This window comes from Clostridium sp., assembly GCF_036569345.1.
In the GTDB taxonomy this organism is placed as follows: domain Bacteria; phylum Bacillota; class Clostridia; order Clostridiales; family Clostridiaceae; genus Clostridium_AD.
Genome location: NZ_DATCQT010000125.1, coordinates 1 through 26,237, shown reverse-complemented (window position 1 = coordinate 26,237; position 26,237 = coordinate 1). Strand labels below are relative to the sequence as shown.

General features: G+C 32.9%; 30 protein-coding genes and 1 pseudogene. 25 read left to right on the top strand and 6 right to left on the bottom strand.

Annotation, left to right across the window (positions count from 1 at the left end; translation table 11 throughout):
* Positions 1 to 264 precede the first annotated feature (264 nt).
* The 10 genes from VIM70_RS12230 to VIM70_RS12185 all read left to right on the top strand — a co-directional run bounded on the left by VIM70_RS12230 (position 265) and on the right by VIM70_RS12185 (position 9,095).
* Positions 265 to 504, top strand: a complete 240-nt coding sequence (locus VIM70_RS12230; RefSeq protein ID WP_331946044.1) for a group II intron maturase-specific domain-containing protein — start codon at positions 265 to 267, stop codon at positions 502 to 504.
* 340 nt (positions 505 to 844) lie between these two features.
* Positions 845 to 1,531, top strand: a complete 687-nt coding sequence (locus VIM70_RS12225) for a Crp/Fnr family transcriptional regulator (RefSeq protein ID WP_331946043.1) — start codon at positions 845 to 847, stop codon at positions 1,529 to 1,531.
* Positions 1,532 to 1,691: 160 nt separating this feature from the next.
* Positions 1,692 to 2,372, top strand: coding sequence for a Crp/Fnr family transcriptional regulator (locus VIM70_RS12220; RefSeq protein ID WP_331946042.1), 681 nt, complete (start codon positions 1,692 to 1,694; stop codon positions 2,370 to 2,372).
* 306 nt (positions 2,373 to 2,678) lie between these two features.
* Positions 2,679 to 4,010: an MFS transporter gene (locus VIM70_RS12215; protein WP_331946041.1), complete on the top strand. Its 1,332-nt coding sequence runs from the start codon at positions 2,679 to 2,681 to the stop codon at positions 4,008 to 4,010.
* A 158-nt stretch (positions 4,011 to 4,168) separates the two neighbouring features.
* Positions 4,169 to 4,720, top strand: coding sequence for a 2-oxoacid:acceptor oxidoreductase family protein (locus tag VIM70_RS12210; RefSeq protein ID WP_331946040.1), 552 nt, complete (start codon positions 4,169 to 4,171; stop codon positions 4,718 to 4,720).
* The gene (locus VIM70_RS12205; RefSeq protein WP_331946039.1) at positions 4,689 to 4,976 is read left to right on the top strand and encodes a 4Fe-4S binding protein; all 288 of its coding nucleotides are present in this window, start codon (positions 4,689 to 4,691) and stop codon (positions 4,974 to 4,976) included. Before VIM70_RS12210 ends, VIM70_RS12205 begins: the two co-directional genes overlap by 32 nt.
* Entirely contained in the window at positions 4,976 to 6,172 is a 1,197-nt protein-coding gene (porA, locus tag VIM70_RS12200) for a pyruvate ferredoxin oxidoreductase (protein WP_331946038.1), read from the top strand. Before VIM70_RS12205 ends, porA begins: the two co-directional genes overlap by 1 nt.
* On the top strand, positions 6,165 to 7,031 hold the full coding sequence (locus VIM70_RS12195; RefSeq protein ID WP_331946037.1) for a thiamine pyrophosphate-dependent enzyme: 867 nt from the start codon (positions 6,165 to 6,167) through the stop codon (positions 7,029 to 7,031). The genes porA and VIM70_RS12195 overlap by 8 nt, the downstream gene beginning before the upstream one ends.
* A complete protein-coding gene (locus VIM70_RS12190) occupies positions 7,022 to 8,425 on the top strand; it encodes an acetate--CoA ligase family protein (protein WP_331946036.1) in 1,404 nt (467 codons plus the stop codon). Before VIM70_RS12195 ends, VIM70_RS12190 begins: the two co-directional genes overlap by 10 nt.
* Before the next feature lie 13 nt (positions 8,426 to 8,438).
* Positions 8,439 to 9,095: an acetate--CoA ligase family protein gene (locus VIM70_RS12185; RefSeq protein WP_331946035.1), complete on the top strand. Its 657-nt coding sequence runs from the start codon at positions 8,439 to 8,441 to the stop codon at positions 9,093 to 9,095.
* Between the two features lie 400 nt (positions 9,096 to 9,495).
* On the opposite strand, the gene VIM70_RS23445 is transcribed toward VIM70_RS12185, so the two are convergent.
* The 5 genes from VIM70_RS23445 to VIM70_RS12165 all read right to left on the bottom strand — a co-directional run bounded on the left by VIM70_RS23445 (position 9,496) and on the right by VIM70_RS12165 (position 13,286).
* On the bottom strand, positions 9,496 to 9,717 hold the full coding sequence (locus tag VIM70_RS23445; RefSeq protein ID WP_414648715.1) for a hypothetical protein: 222 nt from the start codon (positions 9,715 to 9,717) through the stop codon (positions 9,496 to 9,498).
* On the bottom strand, positions 9,663 to 10,172 hold the full coding sequence (locus VIM70_RS12180; protein ID WP_331946034.1) for a hypothetical protein: 510 nt from the start codon (positions 10,170 to 10,172) through the stop codon (positions 9,663 to 9,665). Before VIM70_RS12180 ends, VIM70_RS23445 begins: the two co-directional genes overlap by 55 nt.
* A gap of 111 nt (positions 10,173 to 10,283) precedes the next feature.
* Complete coding sequence (locus tag VIM70_RS12175; protein WP_331946033.1) at positions 10,284 to 10,466, bottom strand: hypothetical protein; 183 nt, start codon at positions 10,464 to 10,466, stop codon at positions 10,284 to 10,286.
* Between the two features lie 211 nt (positions 10,467 to 10,677).
* The gene (locus tag VIM70_RS12170; protein WP_331946032.1) at positions 10,678 to 11,679 is read right to left on the bottom strand and encodes a D-cysteine desulfhydrase family protein; all 1,002 of its coding nucleotides are present in this window, start codon (positions 11,677 to 11,679) and stop codon (positions 10,678 to 10,680) included.
* Between the two features lie 578 nt (positions 11,680 to 12,257).
* Positions 12,258 to 13,286, bottom strand: a complete 1,029-nt coding sequence (locus VIM70_RS12165; RefSeq protein ID WP_331946031.1) for a multicopper oxidase domain-containing protein — start codon at positions 13,284 to 13,286, stop codon at positions 12,258 to 12,260.
* Between the two features lie 401 nt (positions 13,287 to 13,687).
* Between VIM70_RS12165 and VIM70_RS12160 the strand changes: the two genes are divergently transcribed.
* The 7 genes from VIM70_RS12160 (at position 13,688) to VIM70_RS12130 (ending at position 19,405) form a co-directional block, all read left to right on the top strand.
* Complete coding sequence (locus tag VIM70_RS12160; protein WP_331946030.1) at positions 13,688 to 14,437, top strand: NADPH-dependent oxidoreductase; 750 nt, start codon at positions 13,688 to 13,690, stop codon at positions 14,435 to 14,437.
* 59 nt (positions 14,438 to 14,496) lie between these two features.
* Complete coding sequence (namA, locus tag VIM70_RS12155; protein ID WP_331946029.1) at positions 14,497 to 15,537, top strand: NADPH dehydrogenase NamA; 1,041 nt, start codon at positions 14,497 to 14,499, stop codon at positions 15,535 to 15,537.
* Positions 15,538 to 15,635: 98 nt separating this feature from the next.
* Complete coding sequence (locus tag VIM70_RS12150) at positions 15,636 to 16,301, top strand: type 1 glutamine amidotransferase domain-containing protein (RefSeq protein WP_331946028.1); 666 nt, start codon at positions 15,636 to 15,638, stop codon at positions 16,299 to 16,301.
* Between the two features lie 223 nt (positions 16,302 to 16,524).
* A complete protein-coding gene (locus VIM70_RS12145; protein WP_331946027.1) occupies positions 16,525 to 17,241 on the top strand; it encodes a CoA transferase subunit A in 717 nt (238 codons plus the stop codon).
* 39 nt (positions 17,242 to 17,280) lie between these two features.
* Positions 17,281 to 17,940, top strand: coding sequence for a 3-oxoacid CoA-transferase subunit B (locus VIM70_RS12140; protein WP_331946026.1), 660 nt, complete (start codon positions 17,281 to 17,283; stop codon positions 17,938 to 17,940).
* A gap of 273 nt (positions 17,941 to 18,213) precedes the next feature.
* A complete protein-coding gene (locus tag VIM70_RS12135) occupies positions 18,214 to 18,648 on the top strand; it encodes an SMI1/KNR4 family protein (RefSeq protein WP_331946025.1) in 435 nt (144 codons plus the stop codon).
* 112 nt (positions 18,649 to 18,760) lie between these two features.
* Entirely contained in the window at positions 18,761 to 19,405 is a 645-nt protein-coding gene (locus VIM70_RS12130; RefSeq protein ID WP_331946024.1) for a DsbA family oxidoreductase, read from the top strand.
* 134 nt (positions 19,406 to 19,539) lie between these two features.
* Here the strand turns inward: VIM70_RS12130 and VIM70_RS12125 are convergent.
* Positions 19,540 to 19,830: pseudogene (locus tag VIM70_RS12125) on the bottom strand (amino acid permease); the annotation flags it as partial.
* 284 nt (positions 19,831 to 20,114) lie between these two features.
* Here VIM70_RS12125 and VIM70_RS12120 point away from each other — a divergent pair.
* The 8 genes from VIM70_RS12120 to VIM70_RS12085 form a co-directional block, all read left to right on the top strand.
* The gene (locus tag VIM70_RS12120) at positions 20,115 to 20,957 is read left to right on the top strand and encodes a MetQ/NlpA family ABC transporter substrate-binding protein (RefSeq protein WP_331946023.1); all 843 of its coding nucleotides are present in this window, start codon (positions 20,115 to 20,117) and stop codon (positions 20,955 to 20,957) included.
* Positions 20,908 to 21,765, top strand: a complete 858-nt coding sequence (locus tag VIM70_RS12115; protein ID WP_331946022.1) for a methionine ABC transporter ATP-binding protein — start codon at positions 20,908 to 20,910, stop codon at positions 21,763 to 21,765. The genes VIM70_RS12120 and VIM70_RS12115 overlap by 50 nt, the downstream gene beginning before the upstream one ends.
* Positions 21,752 to 22,414, top strand: a complete 663-nt coding sequence (locus VIM70_RS12110) for an ABC transporter permease subunit (RefSeq protein ID WP_331946021.1) — start codon at positions 21,752 to 21,754, stop codon at positions 22,412 to 22,414. Before VIM70_RS12115 ends, VIM70_RS12110 begins: the two co-directional genes overlap by 14 nt.
* Before the next feature lie 18 nt (positions 22,415 to 22,432).
* Positions 22,433 to 23,605, top strand: a complete 1,173-nt coding sequence (locus VIM70_RS12105) for a pyridoxal phosphate-dependent aminotransferase (RefSeq protein WP_331946020.1) — start codon at positions 22,433 to 22,435, stop codon at positions 23,603 to 23,605.
* A gap of 143 nt (positions 23,606 to 23,748) precedes the next feature.
* Complete coding sequence (locus VIM70_RS12100) at positions 23,749 to 24,213, top strand: S-ribosylhomocysteine lyase (protein ID WP_331946019.1); 465 nt, start codon at positions 23,749 to 23,751, stop codon at positions 24,211 to 24,213.
* A gap of 303 nt (positions 24,214 to 24,516) precedes the next feature.
* Entirely contained in the window at positions 24,517 to 24,795 is a 279-nt protein-coding gene (locus tag VIM70_RS12095; protein ID WP_331946018.1) for a hypothetical protein, read from the top strand.
* A 185-nt stretch (positions 24,796 to 24,980) separates the two neighbouring features.
* A complete protein-coding gene (locus VIM70_RS12090) occupies positions 24,981 to 25,616 on the top strand; it encodes a TetR/AcrR family transcriptional regulator (RefSeq protein WP_331946017.1) in 636 nt (211 codons plus the stop codon).
* Between the two features lie 141 nt (positions 25,617 to 25,757).
* Positions 25,758 to 26,237 (top strand): MFS transporter (locus tag VIM70_RS12085; protein WP_331946016.1); only part of this gene is annotated, 480 nt, incomplete at its 3' end.

Here is a 26,237-nt window from a genome sequence, read left to right as displayed (position 1 = left end):
TTGGTAGGCATATTAGGCTAAGAAATATGCCTACTACTTTTTAAAACTTCTTATTGGGGATAATTTTTTAAAATAAATACCATTATTCTACTGTTTTATATAGTTTTTTGTTATTGTTAGACAGACTCACGTACGGTTCTGAGAGAAACTAAGGGTGAAGTTTCCTTGGTTTACTCACTTTAATATATATGTTAGAAGCAAGAGGTCTGCAAACCGAGTAATGGAGAGTATTACAAGATTTATTGAAGAAAGTTTAAACTTAAAGTGAATAAAGAGAAAAGTATAGTAAATAGACCTTGGAAACTTAAATTTTTAGGACTTTCATTTTATCCAGCCAAAGGTGGATGTAGAATAAGAGTTCTTGAAAAACCTATAAATAAGTTCAAAGCAAAGCTAAAGGAATTAACTTCAAGAAGTAATGCGATGAGCATGGAGTATAGGTTTATGAAACTTAAGCAGGTGATAGTTGGATGGGTAAGACGAAGAATTAGAATGTGTTTTTGAAAACAATGGAAAAAGATTAAGACCAAATATGGAGGTACTTTCACACTTTGAATGATTTATCTATTATTTGTAAAAATAAGAGAAAAAATATAAAGAAAATTATATAAACAAATAGAGGCAATTTAATTAATAAAGTAATACTTAGGATAATTTAGTTAATTAAGAAGAAGTTGTATATCATTGAACAATATACCGTTATTGGTATATTTGTAAATATTTATTGCATAATTAAATTTTTAAGTTGTATAATATAAAAAGACACATAAGATTCTTAATGTCTAGCATCTTTTAAGTTACAATGTAGTGTCAATCCGTGAAGTTTAGAAGGAAGGGCTTGTATATGCTAAAAATTGAGTATTTATTGGATGAAGAAACATGGAAGAAGCTAATTCAGTTAGGTACACTTCGGGAATATACAATTGGAGATGTTATCTTCTTACAGGAGCAACCATCACTAGGACTCGTTTGCTTAAAACAAGGTAGAATAAAGACTTGTATAATTTTTCCTAATGGTAATGAAAAATTATTGACTATCCTAGATGCGCCTTGTATTTTAGGGGAAATCCCAATAATTGACGGTGGAATGAATACGTTTTCAGCAATTGCCCTTAAGCCAACGAAAATTGTGTTTATTTCTATAGAGAAGACTCAAAAATTTCTTTCAGAGAATTCGGACCTATACATAGTTATCATGAAAATTATGGCAAAAAAAATGAGATGGATGCATGTACAAGCTGATGAAATGTTATTTTGTATACCTCGACGGCTCGCCTATCTATTATTAAACTACAATGATTATGGAATATTACCCAATAAAGAGATGGATGAAACACTGATTATTACGCATGATGATCTGGCGAGCTTGCTTGGAACGACAAGACAGCTTATAACAAAATATCTAAATGAATTCAGCAAGTTAGGGCTCATTGAAAAAGAAAGAAGTCATATCAGCATTAAGAATTATGAAGGACTAAAAAGAATCAGTGACACAGATTTAAAAAATAAAATTTCAAATTTACCAGTATAAAACATTCACTCCACCTCGATCAAGTTGCATACTTATGACGGAATATGTATACAGCCTTTGCCCCTACTTTAACCCATGAAATTAGAGGTCTCCAAAGATAATCTGTTATTTAACATTTATTTAGAAGTAATATTTATCTAAGTAAAAGGGGGTACATACAATGGTCAAAGAAGAACATAAATTAGAAGGGAGTATATCAATCCAAAATACAATGGAGGCATTATTGAAGTTAGGTGATCACCAGGATTTTAATTTTGGAGATATTGTTTATAAACAAAATGAACCATCTAGAGGCTTGGTTTATTTCCAAGAGGGGAAAATAAAGCTCTACACAAGCTTTCCTGACGGTATGAAAAGAACTATTTGCATGGTTGGGGCGCCCCACATTTTGGGAGAAACTTCTGTAATTGATGGCGGTACAAATATCTGTACGGCTATAGCTCTGGCCAAAACCAAGATTGTTTTTATTCCCAGAGAAAAAATGCAAGCGATTTTATTGTCTAATCCTAATTTTATGCATATGATAATGAGTGATTTGGCCAAGAAAATTAGGTATATGCAACTTCAAGTGGAAGATGCTGCATTTAGACTTCCTCAGAGGCTCGCCCGGCTATTATTATGTTATAACGACTATATGAAATTTCCCAGAGAAGAACACGAGTTAACGCTAATTGTCACGCACAATGAATTGGCTAGTTGTTTGGGAACGACAAGACCGAAAGTTACAGAACATCTGAACGAATTCTATAAGCATGGATTAATTGAAAAAGGAAAAGGTTTCATTAGAATTAAAGATTATGAAGGATTAGAACATATTTCTGGTAAATTTATTAATGCCTAAGAATAAGGTAATGAGGTCGGATTTTTTTCCGGCTTTTTTTTATGAAAAAAATTATGGTACCTAAAAGGACATTCCTTTTAATAAGAAAGAATTAAAATGAGAATATTAAGACAACTTGTATCATTTCAAAAAAATGAATCAAAATAATTAGTGGAGGTGAATTATAAATAAAATATCTTAAAATATTCAACCATCCCAGCTTTTATAAAAATAGATAGAAAGGAGCAAAAGAATTAGTCAAATCATCAGTCACGTAGTCAACATGGAAAGTTATTTTTATTTATGATCGAAAGGGAGGAATGAATTATGGGTAAAGTTAATGCCACTAGTATTATAGATAAAAGCAAAATGAATAAGTTTTTTCTGTTAATCTTTAGTATCTGTTTATTAGCAGTGATTTTTGATGGTTATGATATGAATGTTTATGGAACTACGCTTCCTTTGATAATGAAGGAATTGGCGTTGAATCCCACTCAGACTGGTTTTCTTGCAAGTACCGCCCTTGCTGGGATGATACTTGGTGCTATAATCTTCGGTTCATTATCCGATAAAATCGGGAGAAAAAAGGTTCTTATGATAGGGATGGGAATATATGCCGTTTTTACGGGGATGTGCGGTTTTGTCCATGATGTTAATGCTTTTGCAGTATTACGGTTTATTGCAGGTATGGGTATGGCTTCAATTTCGCCGGTTACTGCCAGTTTAGTTTCGGAGTACTCTCCCAAAGCAATAAGAGGCATTTTAATTACCTTACTCATCACATCAATACAATTAGGACAAATCATCGCTACCTTGAGTGGAGTATTATTAATTGGTAGCATTGGTTGGCGGGCAATCTATTGGATCGCATTTACACCAATCGTTATTGTTATAATTATATATGCGTTTTTACCAGAATCCATGATCTTCTATATACAGCATGGTAAAACAGATGAAATCCGTAACACATTAAAAAGAGCCAATCCTGAATTTCATCCTTCTGAAAACGATATCTATGAAGTAAGTACTCTCAACAAAACAAAAGCAAATCTGAATAGCCTGTTTCAGCAGGGACGTGCCTGGAACACAGTAATGATTTGGATCATGTTCTTCTGCAATCTGTATATTGCGTTTGGTGTACTGACATGGCTTCCGAAATTAATGATAATGCAGGGATATACTTTGAAATCAGGCTTAATGTTTTCAGCAATTATATCTGTGGGCGGAATAGTGGGTAGCCTTGTCGGAGGAGTAATTGCAACCAAGTTTGGTTTCAAGAAAGTGTTATTTGTGTATTACATTGCTTGTGCCGTTATGCTTAATCTTGTAATGATAAAAATGAATTTGGGTTTATTTATAGCGATGCTAGCAATAACCGGATTATTTATAGGTTCTCAACAAAATATGCTTTATGCCTATGCCTCGGACAATTATCCGGTATCAATTTTGGGGACAGCACTTGGTTGGGGTTCTGGTTTTGGTCGTCTAGGTAGTGTCATAGCACCTATACTCATTGGAGCGCTAATGTCGGCCGGACTATCCGTAAGTGTGCTTTTCTCAACTTTTTCTGTTCCAGCAATAGCGGCGGCAATCGCAGTTTTGTTAATGAAAAAAACCGCTATTAATGTTTCGGTTGAGCAAAAAGGTATAACGAATTGATGTATAATCTAATTTCAAAAAAATAAGGAGTTAAGTTGAAAGAACTTACATTTTACGGGCGCGGTAGCCTGGGAGCTAAGTAAAGTATTACATGAGAATTTGCACTATAAAAATTTTTATTGTTATGAAGGTAAAAATTATAAAGGGGTGTTAATGCAATGTTGGAATTCAAATTTTATTCAAGAGGAGGGCAGGGTGCAGTAACTGCCGCAAAAATATTGGTCAATGCGGCAATTGTAGAGGGTAAATTCGCTCAGGCGATACCTTCCTACGGGCAGGAGCGTCAGGGCGCTCCTGTATACGCCTTTGCTAGAATCGATGATGAATATATTGAAGTGAAATCATATGTTTACAGACCAAATTGTGTAATTGTTTTTGACATGAGCTTACCTGAATTAGGCATTGATATTTATGAGGGCTTAAAGCCCGGTTCTACTTTAGTTGTGAATTCAGCCTATAATATAGGTTTCAATAATTCGAATTTATCAAAGGTAGTAACCATCGATGCAAATCTTATCACTAATGAAGTTATTGGTGAAGTCCCTCCTAATGTTGCTATGTTAGGTGCTTTGTCAAAGGCAACAGGATGTGTTTCAATTGAAAGCCTAGAGGAGACAATTAAAATTAAAATGCCGGGAAAGGCAGGTGAATTGAATGCAAAAGCTTGTAGAAGAGCGTATGAAGAAGCTACCATTCATGAAAAGGCTTGAAGGTCCATATTCAGTAAAAATTGCCGATGTGAAAACAGGCGCATGGAGAAAACGCAGACCTGTCATAGATGATGTAAAATGTATAAAATGCGGCATATGTGTAGAGGACTGCCCTTGTGGAGTTATTGAAATAAATGAGAAGGTTACAATAGATTATGCATATTGCAAGGGTTGCGGTATCTGTGTGGAAGAATGCCCAAAGAAAGCAATTTTGTTTGTGGCTGAATCTAATTTTAAAAAGGGGGCTGGTGAATAATGGGACAAATAAAGGCGCTAGACGGGAATGCTGCTGTTGCTTATGGCGTAATGAGATCAAAAGTTCAATTGGTAGCAGCATATCCAATAACCCCTCAAACCCCTATTGTTGAAACAATTTCTTCTCTTATAGATAAAAAACTGTATGATGCTACCTATATAAATGTAGAATCTGAACACTCTGCACTTAGTGCAGTTACAGGTGCAGCAGCTACTGGTGTACGTACCTTCACTGCAAGTGCATCACATGGACTCGCACTTATGCACGAAATGACAGGTGTAGTTTCTGGTTCACGTTTGCCAGTTGTCATGGCAGTAGTAAGCAGAGCACTTCCTTCACCATGCAGCTTATGGTGTGATCATTCGGATATAATGTCAGAACGTGATCAGGGCTGGATACAGTTGTTTACAGAAAGCCCACAAGAGGCACTGGATTTTATTATGATTGCATACAAAACCAGTGAAGATATAAGGGTTCTAATTCCTACAATGGTGTCTCTTGATGGATTCTTCCTTTCACATTTGACAGAGCCTGTTAATGTTCCCGATGAGGAGGAATCAGCTCGGTACATTCAAGCATTTAAGTCACAGAATTTATTGCTTGATACTAATAATCCTTATGCTATCAACAATCTATCATCACCAGCAATCTTTACCGAATTGAAGTATCAGCAAAAGGTCGCAATGGACAATGCTGAACAGGTTTTGGAAGAGAGATTTGCTGAATTTGGTAAGGTATTTGGCAGAACCTATTCTGTAATTGAAACATATGAGGTGGAGGATGCCCAGACTGTATTGGTATGTATGGGATCTATGGCAGGAACTGCAAGGTATGTAGTAAAAGCTTTGAGGAAACAGGGTATGAAAGTAGGACTGCTCAGAGTAGTAAGCTTTAGGCCTTTCCCTAAAACGAAGGTTGCTACTTGCTTAAAGAATGTGAAGAACATTGCAGTTATTGACCGTGTATCTTCAGTGGGTTCATTTGGTCCTCTATATGAAGAAGTACTGGCAAGTTTAAAGATTAGCGGAAATAATGCAAACACTTACAGTTATGTAGCTGGACTAGGTGGGAGAGATATTTGGGAAAATACTATAGAAAATATATTTGATAAAACAAATGAATTGGCATCAAATAGTGTACCGTGTGACAGTCCTATTTGGATAGATTTAAAGAAAGAAGGTGTTGACTGTGAATAAACTAGATCTGGTAAGCAGAGGAATGACAACCTGTGAAGGCTGCCCAATGGAACTGATTGCTCGTTCAGCAGTTCAGGTACTGGGCCATAATACAATTGCCCTGACACCTCCAAGCTGTTCTGCAATTATAACAGGTAATGGTGATGAAACAGGATTTGGAATTCCATCCTTGCAAACGATGCTTATGTCCCTGCCTGCTTTTGCATCAGGAATTTCAGAAGCACTAAAAATTCGGGGCAAATCTGATGTACATGTAATGGGTCTTACAGGAGATGGTGGTACCTTTGATATAGGGCTGCAATCCTTATCAGGAGCAATTGAAAGAGGACATAAGGCTATATTTCTTTGCTACAACAATGAAGCATATATGAATACTGGTAATCAACGAAGCAGTGCTACAAGCCTAGGTGCCTGGACAAAAACTACGCCCACAGGTAAGAAAGAAAGCAGCAAGAATATTGATTTTATGCTTCTTCATCAAAACCTTGCATATCAGGCAACTGCTTCTATAGGCAATATACGTGACCTGAAAAGAAAAATTCAAAAAGCATCAACTAAAGAGGGCCCATGTTTTATTCATGTACATGCTCCCTGTGCTACTGGATGGAAGTTTCCAGTAAATAAAACTATCACTGTTGGAAAACTTGCAATTCAATCAGGATTATGGCTGCTTTGGGAGAAAGAGAATGGAAAAATTACTATAAATCAGCGACCTTCAAACTGGGATGCGGCATATGATTATTTGAAGATACAGGGGCGTTTTGCAGGAATCACTGATGATACTATAAAGGAAATTATTGAAGAGGCAAAGCAGCGATTTGAGACTTTACTAAAATTGGAGGAATTAAAATGTCTTTAGATTGTTTTTACTATCCCAAAAGTATTGCGATTATAGGAGCGTCAAACAATCCCAATAAGGCTGGCTATCAAATTTCAAATAATATGATGCGCCTAGGTTTTGAAGGAAAGGTGTATTTTGTAAATCCTAAAGAAGATTTTATATTTGGAAAGAAAGCATATGACTCTTTGCTTGATATTGAAGAACCTGTTGATCTAATTGAAATCATAATACCTGCTAAAGGAGTTGTTCAGGTATTTGAACAAGCAGAGCAAAGAGGCGATGTTAAAGCTGCAATTATCATGGCCTCAGGTTTCAGCGAAACTGGAATTCCTGAAGATATTGAGTTTGAAAGAAAAATGCTTGAAATCGCAAATCGCGTAGGAATTCGTGTATTTGGTCCAAACTGTGTAGGTGTAATGAATACGGAAAATCATCTTGATACTACCTTTGCTCCAAATATTACTCAACGTAACGGTGGGATGAGCATTATTTCCCAAAGTGGTTCTATAGGAAGTGCAATCCTTATGTTTACATGTGATCAACCCGTACCTATGGGCTTTAACAAATGGGGTCATGTGGGCAATATGAGTGATGTTACTACAGAGGAGCTTTTGAGATATTACCGCGATGATGAAAAGACTAAGGTTATTGCAATGTACATGGAAGGAATGACTAATGCCCGTAGCTTTTTTGATACAGCAAAGGGGGTTACACCCCATAAGCCTATGATTGTTTTAAAGGTAGGAAGAAGTGAAATTGGTTCCATTGCAGCAGCGTCTCATACTGGGTCATTGGCTGGCTCTGACAAGATTTTTGATGGAGCATTCAAACAGACTGGTGTAATTCGTGTAGATACTGTAGAAGAACTTGTAGATACTGCAAAAGCCTTTTGTATGGTAGATATTCCAAAGGGAAATCGTATTGCAATATTGACGGAAGCCGGCGGACCTGGTGTAATATCAATGGATGAAATAGGTTTAAATGCAGATGTGCATATGGCAAAATTTTCACCTGAAACGGAAGCAAAACTTAGAGAAATACTTCCTAAAATGGCTTTAATATCTCATCCTGATGGATATGTCGACATGACTGCAGCGGCAGACGGACCTCAACATGCAGATGCTTTAGAAGCAATTCTGAAGGATGATGGAGTAGATGCTGTGTTATTACTGAGTGTGCCACCAACATTTTTGATTCCAATTGAAATTGCTAAAGTTGTAAATGAAAAAATTGAAATTGCTAAAGCATATGGTAAGCCCGTATTTGCATGCTTTCTTGCAGGTAACTGGATTCGGGAAGCCCATATAATGATGGAGAACTCAGGAATACCTACCTTTGAGATGCCTCAAAGAGCTGTAAAGGCACTGGTTAATATGATAAAGCATGGAAATTATCTTAAGAGTTTAAAGTAAGGGAGGTGGAAATATGAGTGTATTTTATAATGAATATAAGTCTAAAAATTTATTAAAAGAGTATGGTCTGCCTACCGGCGACTACAAGCTAACTTCTACTAAGGAGCAAGCATTGAAAATTGCGGAAGGCTACGGTTATCCACTGGTAATGAAGATTGTTTCTGACCAGATTATTCATAAAACTGAAGCGAATGGTATTAAGTTGAATGTTACAAGTGCACAGGAAGTTGGGCAGTATTATGATGAACTGATTCGAAATGCTAAGTCATACAATTCAGATGCTGTAATTGACGGAGTTATGATATCACCTATGGTACCATCTGGTGTGGAGGTTATTGTAGGTGGCCTGTATGATGTGCAGTTCGGTCCTGTGGTTATGTTTGGACTTGGGGGGATTTTTGTTGAAATTTTTAAGGATGTACAATTTCGTATGGCTCCTTTAACTAATAAAGATGCACTTGAACTTATTAAATCCATAAAGGCCTTCCCGATGCTTAATGGTGCAAGGGGAAGAAAATCCGTAAATTTGGATGCATTGGCTGATTTAATAGTGAACACAGGGAACTATCTTTCAGAAAATAAGAATGTAAAAGAGATTGACCTAAATCCAGTTATTTGTTTTGACAACAAGGTACAGGTACTCGATGCATCTATAGGTGTTGAGGAGTAGTCTTTTACGCATTACCTATATATTATTAAATCATTTCTGTAAATACCCTCAATTTGATAAAAGTCTAATTGAGGGTATTTAACTATAGGAATAACTGTTACTGCTATTCATTTGTTACACAATGGCAAAGAGAAAATAATTCATACAACAGTGAATTGTTTTTTTTGTCACTAATGGATCTATGACAGAAAACTCAACTATTGGAAGTATGCACGTACTTTTAGTTTTCGCTCAGCCTGCAGACAGACTGAGCGAAAAGTCCTTTTTCGAGAAAATTATGAATAGAGAATATGGAGATTATAATCCAAATTCTCTATATTTTTATCCTTTTATTTAGATGATATAGTTTTATATGTGTTTGTTATGATTGTATAGGTTATTAATTGAAAAAAGAAGCTCATTAGGCCACCTTCAATTGTATTTTTCCTATGATACGTTCTATTAACCCTTTAATACCCATTATTGATATAACTCTTTTAAAATTATATGCAAAAATGGAAACACTAACTTCACCTTTTACCATTCTAAATTTTCTTGTAAGAAGGTAGTAGAAATTCATTGTCCTTTTTATAGTCCCAAAAGGGTGTTCCACAATATTTTGTCTCTTTTTATACTTTGACATACCATTTTTAAGTCGTTCACGGAGTTGTTCTGCCATTGGTTCATTTGGTCCCATAGTACAATCTTAGTGGCTTTAGCCGTTGTGCATTTCTTCTTATTTTTACAATTTGCACATGCATCCAAATTCCTATATCTTTTGGCTATTGTATCTTTTTTAATAGTCATGAATTCCAGGCAATTGCCCTCTGGGCATATATATATGTCTAGATCTTTAATATATTTAAATTTGTCAATAAAATATCTAGAGTCTCCTATGAAATTTGAGTTTCTAGTTTTAGACACATAAGTCGTTATACCATCATTTTCACATTTAATTATGTCCTCTAGATTATAATATTCTTTATCAGCAAGTACTTCTATCTTTTCAACTCCAAGTTTATCTTTTACCTTTGTAGCCATATTATATAGTTGTACTTGATCTGCCGAGGAATTAATCACATCAAATGCAAATACCAAGTTGCTCTTGTCATCTACAGCAGTCTGTATGTTATAGCTTAAATCAGTACCTTGACTAGCTCCGAATTTTACAGTCCTTGCATCAGGATCTATTCTGTTTATTTCATTTGTTCATTTTTTTTCTAAATATTTATATTGATTATCATATTTTTTTAATCTTTCTTTTAAGCTTTCTATGTTTTTTTCGATTTCAGCTTTATTTAGCAATTTGTTTTCAGTTCTTTCTATTAATCTATCATTTATTTCTAGGTTTTGCATGTATTCATTAATTTGAGCTTGTACTTTTTCCCTCATTACAGTAAGCTTACGCTTACTAATATGTCTTCATTTTGACGCAGAAGCTTCTTTTTACTAATAAGATTGTAATAGGAATACCAGAAATACTTATAGTTCAAATATTTATATTTTTTAGATACATTTATAAGATATTTTAAGTTTACATAGTTAAATACTCAACTTTTAAAAATAAGATTGAAGCATTAACTTCCAATGATAGAGTAACGTTCTAATTGTTACTATTAAATTCGAATAAATTCTTTTGAGGGAACAATCCGAATAACCCACCTGTATGAATAAATAGTATGTTTTTAAAGTCATGGAAGTGGCCTTTTTTAATTTCTTCAGTAAGCCCATACATTCCCTTACCTGTATATACAGGGTCAAGTATAATGCCTTCTAGTTTTGCAAATTCATTTATAAAGTTAAGTTCTACTGGTGTACTTAGTGCATATCCTCTACCAACATATCCATCTATTATATTTATTTCACTTTTATCAAACTGAATATCCATATCCAAATATTTATTGCTTTCTATAAGAATTTCATAGATTCTATCTTTAAAATATTTCTCGTCATCACATACGTTAATTCCATATATTTGTGATTCGCTACTTAATAGTTTACTTCCAAGTAGTAATCCTGCATGTGTCCCACCTGAACCTACTGCTATAAAAATTCCATCGAAATGAATATCCATCTCTTTTTCCTGGGCGAGTATTTCTTCCATAGCATTAAAATATCCAAAGCTCCCTATTCCATTTGAAGCTCCCTCAGGTATAATATATGGTTTAAAACCCTTAAGCTCCATTTCTTTTTTTAATTCTTCCATTATTTCCATTCTTCTATTTTTATAATCCTCAGGTGTAATGAATCTTATATCAGCACCTAAAAGTTTATTAATAAACAAATTACCATCTATCTCTGTCTCTTCCTTGCCTCTTAAAACAAGGCCTGACTTCATCCCCATTTTAACTGCTGCTGCGACTGTAGCTCTTGCATGATTTGATTGAATACCTCCGCAAGTTATTAGATAGTCACATCCCATATCAACTGCTTCCTTAATTGAAAATTCAAGCTTCCTTATTTTATTTCCTGAAACCTCAGTTCCAGTATAATCATCTCTTTTTATGTAAATATTAGGTCCGGAAAGAAGCTTTGATAATCTATCAAGCTTTTCGATTTTAGTTGGAAGATTTGCCAATTTAATTCTATCTGGTATTTTTATCATAATTTTAATCCTACTTTCTTCGCATTATTTATTTTGATAAACAGTTAATATTATTTATGATATTGTTTACAACCTTTTTAATATGCTAATCTAAAACTTTAAATTTTGCATACCTTTTATAGCAAGGTTCTTAATTATATGCTGCAAAATTTTATAGCCCTAATCATTGAACAATATTGTTTCATAGATTAAGGTTTGTTTTTTAGAGGTTTAATATAATATTCATGATATAATATGGTACATATTATATCAGTTGGTAAGTATGGACGTCAAGGTACCAACAGTAATCTAATAAAGATTAAGTAATCTAATAAAGATTAAGTAATCTAATGAAGATTACTTAATCTAATGAAGATGAAATTTTAGGAATTGTTTACGATATAACCCATAAAAAATTGTATGGATTGAATAAGCCCAAATGCATAACCCAAAAATAATGGTGAATAATTTATAATATATAAAAAAAGAAGGCACTGTATTTTACAACAATGCCTTAACTCAACTACAGTTAAACTAATTCTCTTTTTTACAACAAAGATCACAGCAATTAGGTCAAGTACCATGATGATGGTTTTTTCTCACATTGAATCCGGAGCATCTGTTTGAATATAAGTCAATTGACCTCCTGGATACACTCCATTGTTAGTAACTTTATAATCATCATGATTGTGCATAGGATAAAATTGAGGAAAAAAGTTGTCATTAATACATGAAGGTTCATCGCAAATATCAACATAATTGACTGTATTTATATTATTGATGTTGACTGGCTGCGTTGGGATATTAGCTATTGCGTTTGGTTCTATTTTTCTTATTTTATGCATTTGCTTGCACAAGGAGGATATACAATTTTGTCCATTTACAATATAGTTTCTATATTGCGGACGCTTATCTTCAGCCATTATCAATAGATCATACGTTTCTCCTGAGCCTATGGTAGATGTAAAGCCCATTTCAAGACCTTCATGTCCTTGTAAGCCTAGTGCTTCAGATATTTTCAAGAGTGGGCTTGGACTAGCATCCTTACCTATTACTGCAAAATGCCATCCGTGAATATGCCATGGCACAACCTGATAGCCCATATTAATCATTCTAAGAAGAAACATTTCTCCTGTTTTTACATGCACATAGGATTCGTAGTTAGGCTCAGATACATCATCACAGTATAGATCTGAATTTAATGGATAGGGAAGTAAGGTATCTGGGAAGGCACGACCATTAACAAGCCAAAAGTCAGGTCTAAAATCCACGGGATTAAAATTACCACCAGTTTCAACGCTATCATGCCATCTAGTATCTATATCAGAAAGTAACATGATATATTCCTTGTCCGAATAAGAATGTATATCATTGTATGCAAAATTTCTATTTGTGGCAGTTTTAGAAATATGGTCTTGTATTATTCCTTCATAGAACCAGCTACCATTCTGTAATTTTCTAATGTTAGCCGCTGCAAGACTTTTCATTGAAGGATATACAACCAATGCTCCGTACATACCCATCTGAACATGTTCAGATGCTTCAACATGGCAATGATACATATAGGTTCCGGGATGTTCCATATCAAGAAAATAAGTTGCTACAGGTGGGGCTAAATCAAAATCCATCCACATAGGAACTCCAAAGGACGATTCAGGGAAGCCATCTATTTGAGTAGCTACATCTTCAGCTCATAATATGACAGAAATAGTAGAATTGATACAAATTGAATGCTAAAATTAAAATCAAATTCTCTTAGTTCCCACTTTTATCCATTGGAATAATCTACTTTTAAATGATGAAAACTAAAACTCATATTTAATTCTTTTTCATTGCACATAAGTTTAAGAATAATTAACGTTGTGATTAAATCTTATGTAGACAATAATTTATACAAGCAAACACATATTCTTAATAGAGGTTCATTAATTACATATAAAAAGTAAAAATATTGACAAAGAAAAGTATAGAGAGTATGATGTAAATAATAAGAGCTATTAACAAATAATAAATAAACGGAGACGAGAATATGAATGAAATACTTAAATTATTAAATAATCATAGATCAATTAGAAACTATAAATCGGATGTTGTAAGTGAAAAAGATTTAGACTCAATAATAAGAGCAAGTCAAGCTGCTCCTTCTTCTATAAATGGGCAACAAGTTACGATAATTAGTGTACAGAATGTAGAGAAGAAAAATAAACTATCAAAACTTGTGGGAGATCAAGTTTATGTAGATAAGGCACCTGTTTTTTTAGTGTTTTGTGCGGATTTTTATAGAGCAAAGCTTGCAGCTGAAATTAATGGTGAAAAGTTAGTAATTACTGAAAGTGAAGAGGCAAAATTAGTAGGTGCGGTAGATGTAGGGTTGGCACTTAGTAATGCGATAGCCGCAGCAGAGTCATTAGGTCTTGGCATTGTACCAATTGGGGGTATTAGAAAAGAGGCGGAGGCAGTAGCTGAACTTTTAGAATTACCTGAATTTGTATATCCTATGGTGGGACTTGTAATTGGTCATCCGGCTGATAAGTCAGAAGTTAAACCAAGGTTTCCTAAAGAGGTGATTTATAATAAAGAAGTTTACAATAAAGATTCTTTAGACTTAAAATCAAAAATCAAAAAATATGATAAAGTAGTTAAAGATCATATGATAAAAGTAACAGATGGAAGACTTAGTAATTCTTGGAGTCAGGATATATCAGGAATATATAAACAATTTTATTATCCAAAAGTTAAAGCATCACTTGAAAAACAAGGATTTAGTGGTAATAAATAAAATATACATTACACTAACAATTATAATATTTAAAATAAATTTAAGCTAGGAGATTACAAATGTCAAAATTATTTAGTAACTTAAAGATAAAAGATATGGAATTAAAAAATAGAATAGTGATGCCTCCAATGTGCATGGATTCTTGTGATGAGGATGGCTTTGCAAACAACTGGCATTTTATACATTATTCAACTAGAGCTATTGGTGGAGTTGGTCTTATTATACTGGAATCAACTGGAATTGAGCCTGGTGGTCGTATAACTGATAATGATTTGGGTATATGGTCTGACAATCAGGTTGAAAATTTATCAGATATAGTAAATGAATGCCATAAATATGGAGCAAAAGTTGGTATTCAAATTAATCATGCTGGAAGAAAATCTGAAACACTTTCATATCCGATTATTGCCCCAAGTCCTATTGCCTTTAATGATGATTATAGGTGTCCAAATGAAATGACAAAAGAGGACATTATGAATACCGTCAATTTATTCAAAGCTGCGGCTAAAAGGGCGTTATCAGCTGGTTTTGATTTATTAGAAATACACGGTGCCCATGGGTATTTAATAGGAGAATTTCTATCCCCATTAACCAATAAAAGAAAAGATGAATACGGCGGCACTCGTGAAAACCGAGTGAGATTCTTAAAGGAAATTATACAAGCTGTGAAAACTGTTTGGCCAGAAACTAAACCATTAGAATTAAGAGTGTCTGCAGAAGACTACGCCGAAGGTGGAAACAGTGCAGAGGAAACTGCATCACTAATAGACCTTATAAAAGACATGGGGATAGATATCGTTAATGTTAGTTCCGGTGGAACTGTACCTGCAAGAATATCTACATACCCAGGCTATCAAATTAGCTACGCTGAAACAATAAAGAAACAATGTAAGCTTCTAACTATAGGAGGCGGCCTTATCACTTCTCCACTTATGGCAGAAGAAATGTTACGCAATAACAGATCAGATTTGATATATTTAGGAAGAGAACTATTAAGAAATCCTTATTGGGCATTTGGAGCAGCTAGACAATTAGATGAAAATATAGAATGGCCCATTCAATATAAGCGAAGCAATAAAGTAAATAAAAACGGATTTTAGATTGTGATGATTATATCTTAATTATATTACTATTACCTTATACAATGATGGCTAAATGCATACAACATAAAATAATATATGTAGGAAGGAGAAAAAACATGAATAAAAAAATATTATTAATTTCTACAAGTGAAAGCAATATGAATGGACATCCAACTGGTTTATGGTTAGAGGAACTTGCAGAACCATACAATATATTCAAAAAAGCTGGATTAGAAGTAGATATAGCTTCAATTTCAGGTGGGAAAGTAATATTGGATAAAAATTCTATTCCAAATGGGATTCCTAAAGAATATGAAGTGGCTTACAGCTTATTAGAGAATACACAATCTTTAGAAAATACAATGAAAAATTCTTATGATGCTATATTATTTGCGGGTGGACATGGTCCATTAATTGACTTCGTAAATAACAAAAACATAGAAAAATTAATTTTAGATACCTATAAAAGTAAAAATATTGTAGCTGGTGTATGTCATGGTGTTGCAGCTTTTGCAAACATTAAAAATAAAGATGGAAAATATTTTGTAGATGGTAAAAGGTTAACTGCCTTTACTAATTCTGAAGAGGTCCTTGCTGGTTTAGCAGATAAAGTTCCTTTCGCATTAGAAAGTAGGTTAATGCAGCAAGGAGCAATTATTGATAAAGCTGCAGATTTTAAAGAGAAAGTAGTTGTAGACAAAAATTTTATAACCGGTCAAAATCCTCAATCAAGCCATAAAATAGCTGAGATAATTTTAGAAAATTTAATAAATAAAAAATAATTAATTAAAATAAAACCTTGTTAAAATACACACAATAATTTGGTTAAACCTAAACTTGTAATGTATACCAATTAGGTATATGATAAATGTATACAGTTTAGGTATACATTTAATGAAATATTTTACAAGTATGGTTGGTACAGCAAAATACATCATTTAGATGGGGACTATAGGTAGAAAAAAATGTTTGTATACCAAGACATTAGTGAAAGGGGATAATTTAATGAACAAAGTTATGGATTTAGATGAAGTAATTGAAAAAGTTCACGATGGAGCTACAATTATGTTTGGTGGCTTTCTAGGGGTGGGTGCACCGCTTAAAGCGATTGACAAATTAGTAGAAAAAGGCGTTAAAGAGTTAACTATAATATCAGCAGTTAACTCTTATCCCGGTCAAGATTTTGACATGGCACTATTGTACAAAAACAAGCAAGTTAAAAAATTAATTACTGCTCATTCTAGTACATGCCAGCTTGCGTTGGAACAATTTAAAAATGGAGATATTGAAATTGAATACTTCCCAATGGGTAGTCTTGTTGAAAAAATTAGGGCAGCGGGTTCTGGATTAGGTGGAGTTCTTACCACTACAGGTGTAGGTACATTAGTTGAAGAAGGCAAACAAAAACTTTTAATAGATGGTAAAATGTATTTAATTGAATTGCCACTGAAAGCTGATTTTGCATTTATTAAAGGTTACAAAGGCGATAGATTAGGAAATATACAATATCGTGGTTTAGCCATTAATACCAATCCAATTATGGCTATGGGCGCAGACTATACAGTAGCAGAAGTGAATGAAATAGTTGATGTTGGCGGTATTGAACCAGAACGCGTTGGTACGCCAAGTGTATTTGTACAAGCCGTTGTTCAAGGATATTCATTTGATGAACATAAAAAGATATATACTGATTTATGGGTTCGTTCAAAGCAATTAAAATAATAATAATTGATTATTAATAAATCAAAGGAGGTAATAAGTATGGAAGCAAGAGAAATAATTGCTCGTAGAGCTGCTAAGGAACTAAGTAATGATCAAGTGGTGAATTTGGGGTTTGGAATGCCTACAGCAGTAGCCAATTATTTAGCTGAGGGTGTGGAAGTAATATTACAATCTGAAAATGGTTGCTTAATGTTTGGACCTACTCCAAAACTTGGGAAGGAGGATCCTGATGTTGCAAACGCTGGTGGTCAACCGATTACCTTAATACCAGGATCTGCGGTTTTTGATTTGGCTACATCATTTTGCATTATTCGCGGAGGGCATGTTGATTCAACAGTCTTAGGAGCACTTGAAGTAGATCAAGAAGGCAATATTGCCAATTGGGCTATGCCACTTGCAACAGGGAAATTTGCACCAGGTATGGGTGGTGCTATGGATTTAGTAAATGGGGCTCGCAAAGTTATTGCTACATTGAAGCATTCTAGTAAAAGTGGATCTAAGATATTAAAAAAATGTCTTCTTCCAATTACAGGCAAGGGAGTAGTTGATGTTATCGTTACTGAAAAAGCAGTATTTGAAGTAACCCCTACTGGACTGGTACTTACTGAAATATTTGAAGGCCTAAATGTTGAGGATATTCGTAGTATTACAGAGGCTGATTTTACAGTTTCTGATAAGGTAGCCGTATATAGGGTGTAGATATTTGTTAATTAGGAAACCAATTTACAATTTTTGAAAATATAATAAAATATTAATTAAAGGCACCCAAATGGGTGTTTTTTTATGTTTGCTAAATTTAAAGGATAATTATAGAAGTTTGTCGAATTATGTTAATAGATTTGAATTACATAATATTTAAGCTGGCGAGCTTTGAAATAGAAATTTGTATTGAATAATAATATTAACGGAGGAAGCTAATTTTGCCATATAGATGGGTAATAAAGCATAAATTTAGCAACAGGAGGGTCATAAATGAACTATGATGAAATGAGAAAAATTTTGAGCAGCGTATTAGAAAAAGAAGATGATAAGTTGGATATACCTTCAGAGGAAGATTGGAAAAAATTATATAAGAAATTTAATTGTTGTTTTAATAAAGATTTTATGAATTTTATAAATCTAATGGCTGAGTATTCTTTTCCAGGAGATATTTATAATGTATCAAGTGGAAAAACTAATGATAATGATTTAATAGATTTCGTTTACGATTATGAAGTCAAATCAGGGGAATGGAATAAGAAAATGATTCCTTTCTATGGTATAGGTAATGGAGATTACCTTTGTATTAGTAAAGAAAAAAGTCCGAATACACCTGTATATTATTTTTATGCAGAAAGACAATTAACTGAGGAGTATTGTAGTTCATTCGAAGAGTGGATTAAGCAACTTCCAACATTTTTAGCGTAAGAGAAGACTTTGCATCTATAGAGTATGCAAGTGAAATTTGCAGAGCAGAAATAGATAAAGTTAACCATACAGCTGCAAGAGTTAATATGTTATTTTACGAGGAGGAATAGTAATGAAAATAGAAGTTTGGTCCGATTTTGTGTGTCCCTTTTGTTATATAGGTAAAAGGAGATTAGAAATTGCTTTAGAAAAATTTGAACATAAGGAGGAAGTTGAAGTAGTTTTTAAAAGCTTTGAGCTTGATCCATTATCTAAAAAGAAGTTTGATGGAAATATTCATGAGATTATAGCAAAAAAATATGGCATACCTGTAGAACAAGCCAAAGCATCAAATAATCAACTAGTGGCGGAGGCTAAAGTTATAGGCCTTAACTATAATTTTGATGATTTAATCCCAACAAATACTTTTGATGCTCATAGAGTAGTACATTATGCAAAAACAGAAGGTAAGATGAATGAGTTATCAGAAAGAATTTTTAAGGCGTATTTTGTAGATTCTTTAAATATATCTGATCATAAAGTATTAACTAGTCTTGCTTATGAAGTTGGTCTTAATAGCGATAAAGCATTAAGTATTTTGGAATCAGATCAGTATGGTAAAGAAGTAAGAAAAGATGAAGAAACTGCTTCAAAACTCGGAATTAGTGGTGTTCCTTACTTTGTGATTAATAACAAATATGCGGTATCTGGTGCACAACCGCCTGAATTATTTTTAGAGGCGCTTGAGAAAGCAAGAGATGAAGAATATAAGTTATAGTAATGACGGGAAAAAGAGCATGATTTACTCCACCTCGTCCTATATAGTAAAGAATATAAACAACCATAATTATAAAAGTTCCTCCAACGAGAGCAAGTGGAGGATTTTTCTTCGCATATTTTAATTCAGCATTGATAATAAATTAGTGCCATAAACCAGCCAACATAATATCCATATTTCTCACCCATAGCAACTTCTGCATAATCTACTATACAATTTACCTTATCGTATTTAGTTGCCATTAAAGCAAAAGTATAGGCACAAGAAATCATAATAATACCGCCAATAACCCAAGCCAAAATACCTAGTGTAAGATTTCCCACAGTTGCAGTTAATACTTTTTCTGCCTTAAAGAAAACACCACTGCCTATAACAATACCAACAACCATCGCTATCGCGGTAACAAAACCAAATTTTTTTCTAATTCTGTTTTAATAATTAAACAATTCCTTCCTAATCTATAATTTTAGCGAATTTGTTATATAATTACACTTTATAACAATATTGTAATATTGCATTTATTTACACTGGTATTATTATAAAAACAATGTATGATATACACATATGAATACTTGGTATTGGTTTAAAATCCTTTAATTTTTACTCAAGAATAGTTTAGATTCTGGGTGTATTTTATATTTTTTAGGCTTAAAACTAGAGCTACTTGCAATGGTATGGTATAAAAATAAGACTTGAGAGGATGATTAAGATGATATTAAAAAAGACATTATCAATTGGAGTGGGGTTAACATTAGCTTTTAGCCTAATAGCATGTGGAAAAACTACTGCCCCAAAAACTACTACAAAGAGTATTCCAGTAAAGAATATAGTAGTAGGGGTGTGCGCAGGTCCTTATGGTGATATGTTTAAAGATGCAATTCAACCAGCATTAGAACAAAAGGGATATAAGGTTACAATTAAGGAATTTAGTGATTATATTCAACCTAATAATGCACTTGAAAACAAAGAAATTAATCTTAATATATTTCAGCACTCTGTTTATCTTAAAAAATTTGCTACTGATAACAAATTAGAAATAACTGCAATTACAAAAATACCTACTTTAAGTATGGGGGCTTATTCAAACAAAGTTAAATCCTTAGATAAACTAAAAGAAGGTGCACTAGTTACTATCCCAGATGATGTTGTAAATTTAACAAGATCATTAAAGGTTCTTGTAGCTGCAGGCCTTATAAAAATAGATCCTAAAGCAGATATTGTAACGGCAACAGTAAAAGACATATCATATAATCCTAAAAAACTTATATTTAAGCTTATCGCAGCACCAAGTCTTCCAAGGACTTTAGAAAGTGCAGACTTAGCACTTATTCCTGGTAATTATGCAATTGGAGCAGGACTTAAACCTAGCGAAGCTTTATATAATGAGAAACTAGCTGACGGTTATTTTAATATTATAGCTGTAAGAACAGCAGATGTAAATTCTCAGTTATCAAAAGATATATTAGAGATAGTGAAATCCGCAAAATTTAAATCAGTAATTGATGATACTAAGGGTCAATATTCTGCCTTCCAAAAACCAGCTAATTATTAATTACAGGAATTACAAATTTCATTTTAATAGAAGGAGGCATGTTTTAACGATATTTCAGATGTTTAATTTAGTTGAAAGCAAAACTGTTTATGAGAATATCGCCTTTTCGCTTAAAGCTGCAGGTAAAACTAAAGATGAAATATACACAAGAGTTAATGAACTTTTACAGGTTGTTGGATTAATGGATAAAGCAAAAAGTTATCCTTCAAAATTAAGTGGAGGACAAAAACAAAGGGTAGGAATTGCAAGGGCACTAGCAAATAATGCTCAAATATTATTGTGTGATGAACCAACCTCAGCCCTTGATATTGAAGCTACTGCAGCTATTTTAAAGTTACTTAGAGATATAAATGAAAAATATGGAATAACTATTATAATTATAACTCATGAATTAGAGGTCATAAAAGCTATTTGCAATAAAGTTGCAGTTATGAATAAAGGAAAGGTTGTTGAGGAAGGCCTAGTCTATGATTTATTCACAAAACCAAAACATGAATTTACAAAACAACTTTTAGAACATTCTTCAAAATTTGAGTTACCAAAAGAACTTATTAAAAGTTTAAAAGGTACTATAGTAAAAATTAAATACATAGGAGAATCTGCTACAGATCCAGTGCTATCCAAACTTTCAACTAAATATAATGTGACCTTTAATATACTTCATGGAAAAATTGAGTATATTAGGGATTTACCTGTGGGAATATTATATTTGAATATAACTGGTAGTGATGAGAGCATAATAGAAGCTATTAATTACTTGAAAATTAGTACATTCAGTGTGGAGGTGATTAACTATGGTATCAAATAATTTTGACCTTTTGCAAGAATTAGTATTAGCACTTAAAGAAACCTTTCTTATGGTTTCTGTATCGCTTATAGGTGCGATTATAATTGGTGGGCTACTTGGACTTTTTCTTTTTTTAACTTCTAATAATTTATTTTTAAAAAACAGAGTGCTAAATGAAATTTCAGGGGTTACTATAAACATAATAAGATCGATACCATTTATAATACTGTTAGTACTTCTTATACCACTTAGTAAGGCAATTGTGCATACAACTATTGGACCATCTGCTGTTATAGTGCCACTTTTAGTATCAGCAATAGCTTTTTATGCAAGGCTTTCGGAAGTTTCTTTTAGGAATGTAAGTAAAGGCGTTCTAGAGTCTGCAGTAGCATCCGGTGCTAAAGCTATAGACATAATAATTGGTATACTTATACCAGAGGCACTTCCACAACTCATAAATGGAATAACTATAACTGCTATTGCTTTAATTGGATATTCAGCTATGGCAGGTACTGTTGGTGGCGGTGGCATAGGGAATTTAGCAATACAATATGGTTACGAACGTTATAATACGACAGTAATGGTAATATGTGTTGTTGTATTAATTGTGATAGTTCAAGCTTTACAATTGTTAGGCGATTTTTCTTCAAAACGAGTAAATAAAAAATAAATAATAAGGAAGTGCATTATGCCAGGTTTAAGCAATCGAACGGCCTCTTTCACTGAATCTATAATTAGAAAGATGACAAGAATTTCAAGTAAATATAATGCAGTAAATCTTTCTCAGGGATTTCCAGACTTTGATCCACCTAAAGAACTATTAAATTCATTAAGTGATGTAGTAAATAAAGGACCTCATCAATATGCTGTTACTTGGGGAGCACAGAATTTTAGAGAAGCACTTTCAAAAAAACAGTCAAGATTTATGGGTATAAATATAGATCCAAATAGTGAAATTGTTGTCACTTGTGGAAGTACAGAAGCAATGATGGTAGCAATGATGTCAGTTTGTAATCCAGGAGACAAAGTAATAGTCTTTTCTCCTTTCTATGAAAACTATACTGCAGATGCTATTTTATCAGGAGCAGAACCTATATTTGTTTCATTACGCCCACCAAGTTTTAATTTCAATATAAACGAGTTAGAGTCAGCTTTCAAACAAAATCCTAAAGCACTAATACTTTGTAACCCTTCCAACCCAACTGGGAAAGTGTTTACATATGATGAATTGAAAATTATTGCAGGTTTTGCGGAAAAATACGATACATTTGTAATTACAGATGAGGTTTATGAACATATAATTTATGCACCATATAAACATACTTATTTTGCATCACTTCCCAATATGTTTGACAGGACAATTTCTTGTAGTTCTTTATCAAAAACATATTCAATAACTGGATGGAGATTAGGTTATATTATAGGGCCCAAAAGAATTGTAGATGTCGCAAAAAAAGTACATGATTTTCTAACAGTTGGCGCAGCGGCACCTTTGCAAGAGGCAGCGGTCACAGCATTGAATTTTGATGATGATTATTATGTTGGATTACAAAAGGTATATACACATAAGCGAGATTTATTTTTAAGAGGACTTGATGATATAGGATTAACATATACAACTCCACAAGGTGCTTATTATATAATGGTAGACATCTCGGAATTTGGTGTAAGTGATGATATTAAATTTTGTGAGTGGTTAGCAAAAGAGGTTGGTGTTGGTGCAGTTCCTGGTTCAAGTTTCTTTAGAGAAGATGTCAATCATTTAATTAGACTACATTTTGCAAAAAAGACGGAGACATTAAATGATGCACTAAATCACCTATCAACATTAAGACACAAAGCTATAGGGTTACACTTATAAGTAATAATTCCTCAATTACGAAGCTGATGTCCACAAACAGGTCCATACTAGTACAGTATAATATGTTATAATTGGATATAACATATTGAAGAAAGATAGACAACTTTGAGATGCATAATGAAAATTACAAGGAGGAGATAATAATGGAAGTTATATCAAGCTTTCAAGTTAATCATATTAAGTTATTAAGAGGTTTTTATGAATCTAGGATAGATGGAGATATCATTACTTATGATCTAAGAATGAAAGAACCTAATAGAGAACAGGTTATGTCAACAGGTTCTTGCCATACTACTGAACATATAGGTGCTACGTACCTAAGAAATGCAGACATAGCTAAAGACGTTATCTACTTTGGACCTATGGGTTGTAGAACAGGGTTCTACATGATTATGAGGAATATAGATAAGACAAAGGCTATTGAAATAGTAAAAGATATGATGAAATTTGTATTAGCGTTTGAAGGAGAGATACCAGGAGCACAGCCTGATCAGTGCGGTAATTATTCAGATATGGATCTAATAGGAGCAAAGAAAGATGTACAAGAATATCTTGATACTCTTCTTAATGCAACTTCTTTAAATGTAAACTATCCAGAAATAAAATAGTAAGTTAGGTTACCTAGATTAAAGGTATTAGTAAAAAACGACATTTCAAGATAATATAATCACCATAGAAGATTAGATTTTGAGCTTCTATGGTGATTATTTCTATTTAAAAAGTAAAGGAGTATCAAATATAAATAAACAATTAGTATGTAAAAAAGAATATTTAAACTACCTTAAATTTAAAATAATGATATTTTAAATTAATTAATAGATTATGTTATAATCTCTAATTTTTAGAATTTATGTTATAATTAGTATAAGGATTATTGTAAGTTATTTGTAAAGCGTAAAGGTGGTGTGATTTTGAAAAAAGGATTTTCAATAATTATTAATTTGTGTGGAATTACAAGTATTATATTACTTATATGCTTTTTTATAGGTAATATTGTTCAAGGTAAAATTGGTAAGGAAGATTTTATACCTATAGGGTTTATATTGATTTCTCTAAGTTTAAATCACAATAAAAATAAGAATCATAAAGAATACAAAAAATATGATGGAATAAAAAAAGTTTTTACTGGATTAATATTTTTTTATATTATAATATTGGTAATAATGATATTTGGACAATGGTTTCATTGAATTCAATTGCTGAAGGAGAAATTTATACAACAGGACTAATAGATATAGGCTTAGATAGAGTGATTGAAAATAGACAAGTCAATAAATTTATTATTGACTTTGTAATAACACTATAGTAAAATTAACTAAACAGTTAGTTAGTTGTTATTTAGTAATTAAATAATATATAAACTTAGGAGCTTAATATGAAAGAAAAATCAAATTCACAGAATGATAAAGCACTGATAACTCAGAAAAAAATACTGGAGGCTGCAACTCAAATTTTTTCCGAAAAGGGTTTTTGTGGAGCCAGAGTGGATGAAATTGCTGCTAGAGCAAAAGTCAATAAAGCAATGATTTATTATTACTTTGAGAGCAAAGAAAAGCTGTTAAAAGAGCTTATTAATGGGTATAGAACAGAAACTAGTGACGTAGTAGGAAAGCTGGCAAAAAACATTGACTGGAATGACGAAGAGCAGGCTGATAAATTTTATGAAGAATTATTCGATTATATGGAAGTAAAAAAAGATATATTACGAATTATAATTATTGAGGCTTTAAAAACTTCTTCTAGTGACGTTACAATTTTTGATACGTTATTACCATCACTTGAATTTAAACTAAACAAACTGCAGGAGAAAAGTATATCAATAGATGATTCTGTTGGGCTTATGTTATATTCATTTTTCTTTAGTATGGTGCCTGGATCGGTATTTTTAGCATTAGGGGATAGATGGTCTAATTTTTATGGCTTTGATAAGGAAAACACAAAAAAAAGATTTAGAGAAGTGTTTAGAGAATTTCGTAAGGTATATTATAAATCCGCAATAAAAGAAAAATAATGAGACCAGATTCAATATAAGTTAATTACATAACTTAAGTTTTAATGGGCTGTTAAAGCCTTTTTTTTAATATTAACTAAATAGTTAGTTATCTATTATGTTACAAAATTAATTAGCATAAAGTTATAAAGGATGTGTGGTATGGATAAACATGAAGAACGATACATGTGGGTGGCCCTCACAGTTGTTATTGTAGGTACTTTTATGGCCATTTTGGACTCTAGTATAGTAAATGTGGCCATTCCTAAACTGATGACGATATTTAAAGTTTCTACAGATCAAATTGAATGGATACTTACAGGATACATGCTCACTATGAGTATAGTTATTCCATTTACGGGTTACCTCGGAGATAGATTTGGGATTAAAAAGCTATATATTTTTGCCTTAACAGTATTTACTATAGGTTCTGCTCTTTGCGGATTGTCAACTAGTATTGACACAATGATTGCAGCTAGAGTTGTGCAGGCTATTGGTGGCGGTATGATAATGCCAGTTGGTATGGCTATGATATATCAGATTGTACCACTTGAAAAGAGAGGGTTAGCCCTTGGAGTTTGGGGTATATCAGCAATGGCAGCTCCTGCTATTGGGCCAACCTTAAGTGGATATATTATTCAA